Annotated in this window: 3 protein-coding genes and 1 pseudogene; 1 reads left to right on the forward strand and 3 read right to left on the reverse strand. The window is 48.4% G+C overall.

What is annotated here, in order from left to right:
• Positions 1 to 109 precede the first annotated feature (109 nt).
• A complete protein-coding gene (locus CBG25_RS21095) occupies positions 110 to 1,129 on the reverse strand; it encodes a helix-turn-helix domain-containing protein (protein WP_290609013.1) in 1,020 nt (339 codons plus the stop codon).
• Between the two features lie 885 nt (positions 1,130 to 2,014).
• Here CBG25_RS21095 and CBG25_RS21100 point away from each other — a divergent pair.
• A pseudogene (locus CBG25_RS21100) lies at positions 2,015 to 2,518 on the forward strand (DUF3102 domain-containing protein); the annotation flags it as partial.
• A 443-nt stretch (positions 2,519 to 2,961) separates the two neighbouring features.
• Here CBG25_RS21100 and CBG25_RS21105 read toward each other — a convergent pair.
• Together CBG25_RS21105 and CBG25_RS21110 are read right to left on the reverse strand one after the other, a co-directional pair.
• Entirely contained in the window at positions 2,962 to 3,729 is a 768-nt protein-coding gene (locus CBG25_RS21105; protein ID WP_290609014.1) for a DNA adenine methylase, read from the reverse strand.
• 384 nt (positions 3,730 to 4,113) lie between these two features.
• Positions 4,114 to 4,388 (reverse strand): transposase (locus tag CBG25_RS21110; RefSeq protein ID WP_290607940.1); only part of this gene is annotated, 275 nt, incomplete at its 5' end.

Here is a 4,388-nt window from a genome sequence, read left to right on the forward strand (position 1 = left end):
ATGGAGAGTGTCACGATTCGGTATAGTCTCAACAGCAATCAGCCCACGCAACGACGTGAGCTGATTATTACCGTTAAATAATCCCTTTCGCGGCCCCTGATAGGGAAGGTTAAGCTCGGTGACGGGCGGCTTTTTTCTCTGCCATTGCCGTCAAGGTGCGTTTAGCCACCTCGCGGGTTTCGCTAGGGATATGCCGGAAAGCTGTTAACATTTCCGCCTCCTCCTCATCGCGCACCACATCAAGCGCACTGGCTTCATCACTGCGCTCGCCGGTGATCAAATAATTAACATCAATCCCCAATGCTTTAGCGGATACCAGATAAGCGGCATCAGGATGGCGTTCACTTTTTTCGTAATTGTACTGGGTCAGTTTTTTAACACCACAGCGTTCGGCGAACATCTCCTGGCTCAGTCCCAACCGTAGACGTTCCGACTTCAAGCGGTCTCCCACCCCTTCCAGCGTCAGCGTCACCCACTGCTGGGTATCGAGCGGAGCCTGTTCATCGCTCGTAGCGGTCGTAGAGGTTTTGCCAGCCAGTTGCTGACTCAACTGTTGTAACTGCTTTTCTTTTTCTGCTACCAGTTGCTGGCTGCGTTTAAGCGCCGCTTCATCTTTACGTAACGCGGCCTTCAACTCCCTGACTGACATGCGGTCGACATCATCTAGCGTCAGCCCAGCAATGGTGCCACCTTCGGCGAGTTCGGCGAGATCTTCGTCGTCCTGGGTCATTAATTCAAAAAGCTTTGCCTTTCCCAAACAACCCAACGTTGGGCTCTTTGTACTTAGAGTTGGTGATAAATATTTTAATGCGGCCTGCATCATTCTTTGTGCTGTACTTGTGGTTAAACCCAATTGATCTGTAACAATATTTTTAAAGGAGCCATGTGGTTCATTCTCCTTGATAATAATCAGTCGCTTTCCTGCCTCCAGCATGGCTTCGGCACTTTGCGCCATATAGAAGCGCGCTTCATGCACAATGCGCTCGCGCTGATAGGGTAAGCCTTCGCCGTACTTRTCCATAATSGCCTGCTGATGTTCAGCCAGGGCATTAAGGTTGTTCATTAAATCCGGTGTCAACGGTTGCTCGGGGGTGATATCAGCCGGCATCGGTAACGCTTTTCTACCCATKATTKTTTCCTCTTACGRTTTTGACGRTGAKGCTACGCAGCGCCCAYGTCTTTCGGCCATCTTGATTTGYGCCCGTTCCGTTTCATCAAAAAAGGCMAKGGCAATCTGTATCAATTCTTCACTCARGSCGTAATTCCCATTRAARCGCYGCTCAAYCATSCCYTCTTCCASTAAAAACGGCAGGGTACGACTGATATTGGCMGSKGAGTCTTTGGTAAGYKCTGCCAGTGCYTTATTRGACARACCMTCGCGGTAATGCCCTTTCATCGCTTTCAARATACGYAGCGCYCGCCGTGTGCGTGAAGAAGGRTGCAGTAATAAGGTGTTTTTCATCGRATGCCTCTTTTTCATTAATGGAAATTGTGWTACCGTCAGTGAAACRGGYGAATGTTATTTTTTATGGCGCTTTTKRCCCGATGGCATGGGGGARCCCATKATCTGTTCAATYGCCTGTTTRATTTTRCGGSCTTCYCCGCGCCAGCCYTGGCARGAGCCATCAAGCAACATGTAAACCTGATAGGGTTTGAARCCGGATTGGCGCGCCCACGCCGCCACSGTCGGGTARTCCTGATAAACGCGATCATAAAAACTGCGCTTAAAGTCGGCGGGATGTTGTAGTGACATGGTGTTATCTCCGTTATAAAAAGTTAAAAATAAATATACAATGACATGCAAAATAATGTAAAGTCTTTTTTGTTTGTTTTTGTATATTCTTTATCACAATGAAAAACCACGGGTCGTTATCGACCTGAAAGGAGAGCTGTATGGCAAAGAAAAAAACCGCAACTGCCCTGTCTGTGAATACAGCGGACAATATCACGATTGCGGGGGGGGTGGGGGGCAATTGAATACCCTGAAAAAAATACAGAAAACAGCGCCCAACAGGAGGTGATGGCGCGTTTTGGCGACGGGCTACCCTATGAAAGGGAGAGGATTGTTCATGAAGCGCGCTTCTATATGGCGCAAAGTGCCGAGGCGATGCTGGAGGCGGGCAAGCGACTCATCATTATCAAAGAAAATGAGCCGCACGGCGAGTTTACTAAAATTGTTACTGAGCAATTAGGGCTGGCAGAGAGAACAGCGCGGAGGATGATGGAAGCGTCACTAAAATATTTATCGCCTCAATTAATGGGAAAACGGCCTACGTTGGCCGGATTAGGAAAAGCAAAGCTTTTTGAATTGATGACCCAGGATGATGAAGAACTCGCTGAACTCGCCGAAGGCGGCACCATTGCTGGTCTGACTTTGGACGATGTCGACCGTATGTCCGTGAGGGAGTTGAAGGCCGCGCTACGTAAAGATGAAGCGGCGCTTAAACGCAGTCAGCAACTGGTAGCAGAAAAAGAAAAGCAGTTACAACAGTTAAGTCAGCAACTGGCTGGCAAAACCTCTACGATCGCTACGAGCGATGAACAGGATCCGCTCGATACTCAGCAGTGGGTGACATTAACGCTGGAAGGGGTAGGAGACCGTCTCAAATCAGAGCGCCTGCGGTTGGGACTTAGCCAAGAAATCTTCGCCGAACGCTGTGGGGTCAAAAAACTCACCCAGTACAACTACGAAAAAAGCGAACGTCATCCTGATGCAGGCTACTTAATCGCGGCGAAAGCGTTAGGAGTCGATCTTCTTTATGTTATGACCGGTGAGCGCAGTGATGAAGCCAGTGCGCTCGATGTGGTGCGTGATGAGGAAGAGGCTAACTTATTGACAGCGTTTAGGCATATTCCAAGTGAGTCACGGGATATTGTCCAGCGCACGATATCAGCCTTGTCCGAGAAAAAAGCCACTCGTCAGCGAGCTTAAGCCTTCCCCCTTCGTTGGCGCGAAGGGGATTATTTAACGGTAATAATCAGCTCACGCCGTTGGGTGGGCTGATTGCTGTTGAGGCTATAGCGAATTGGTACACTCTCCATCGCAAAGTCCTGAAACACTGCCCGAATTTCAGGAATATCATTGACGGAAATAATCATCATGCCCGCCAGGTTTCGTCCCATCTCCGCCAGTTTTTCATATTGGTCAAGACCAAAATCCACCCCATACCCCTCAGTGCCCCAATACGGCGGATCGCAATAAAACAGCGTGTGCGGGCGGTCATAACGGGCAATGCAGGTTGACCAGTCCAGCTGTTCTATAGTGGTGCGTGACAATCGCAGGTGAGCCAACGACAGCTCTTCTTCCATCCGTAACAGATTCAGACGTGGCCCCGTGGTGGTGGTCACGCCAAAGGTGTGCTCAGCGACTTTGCCGCCGAACGCCTGTTTTTGCAGGTAATAGAAACGGGCTGCACGCTGGATATCGGTTAAGGTTTCGGTCGGGGTCATTTGCAACCATTGATACATCGCCCTGCTGACCAGCGCCCATTTAAACTGGCGCATAAACTCTTCCAGATGGTGTTTCAGCACCCGATAGAGATTGACCAGCTCGCCGTTGATGTCGTTAATCACCTCTGCTTGGCTGGGTGATTTCATAAAGTAAAGTGCCGCCGCGCCACAAAAGGGCTCCACATAACAAGTATGTGCAGGGAAGCGCGGTAAAATCTGTTTTGCCAGCCGCCGTTTACCACCTATCCAGGGCAGTATCGGTAAAAAATGTTGCTGCATTGTCTGTAAGCCTGTTTCACTAATGGAAATTCGTGTAGACTCTTTCCTGTTCTCGAGAACGGAAAGCGCCACGGTTGACTCACAGGTATCCTCTGTGTGTTGGCGGCCTGTCCGGTGTTCTAGCACCCGATGGGTCGCGCTTTTTCTACTAACATACTGACGATTTAAAATTTAAATGAGGCATTCATGGATCAAGAATCAATTAAAAAACGGCTTGAAAATGTGAAGAAAAAAGAGCGTAGCAATATGGCGAAACTAGCAAGTAGCATGATCCCGCATGTTATAGGAAATGCAGTGGTGGCACTTATTGACAATCAACGCCCTATTACACTAGAAAATATTATTCAGCATTTTGAGATTGAACTTCATCGTTCTCCCAACTCTCTAGAGGCTGTCGCAAAAGGGGTGGAATTTTTTTTTCAACAATATCCCACCGTGCAGATTTTCTCTTTTTCTGATTTTAGTTTGTACAAATAATAGACTGAAAATCATCCATAATATCAGAGCAACCGCTCTTGATAAGTTATAGGCCATTGCATGCAGGGTAAATTCGAGCTTTACCGCTAATAATCCCTTACGCCGGAAACGTTCCAAACCCTGAATTCCCCGCAATGCTGAAAACACAGGTTCAACCATGCTCTTTCGCTGATTCAAGATTT

The sequence above is a fragment of the Arsenophonus sp. ENCA genome (genome assembly GCF_002287155.1).
Classification (GTDB): domain Bacteria; phylum Pseudomonadota; class Gammaproteobacteria; order Enterobacterales; family Enterobacteriaceae; genus Arsenophonus; species Arsenophonus nilaparvatae.

Excerpts from the sequence above, each read along its gene's own strand:
- CBG25_RS21105 (WP_290609014.1), bottom strand. The coding sequence starts at position 3,729 with ATGCAGCAACATTTTTTACCGATACTGCCCTGGATAGGTGGTAAACGG.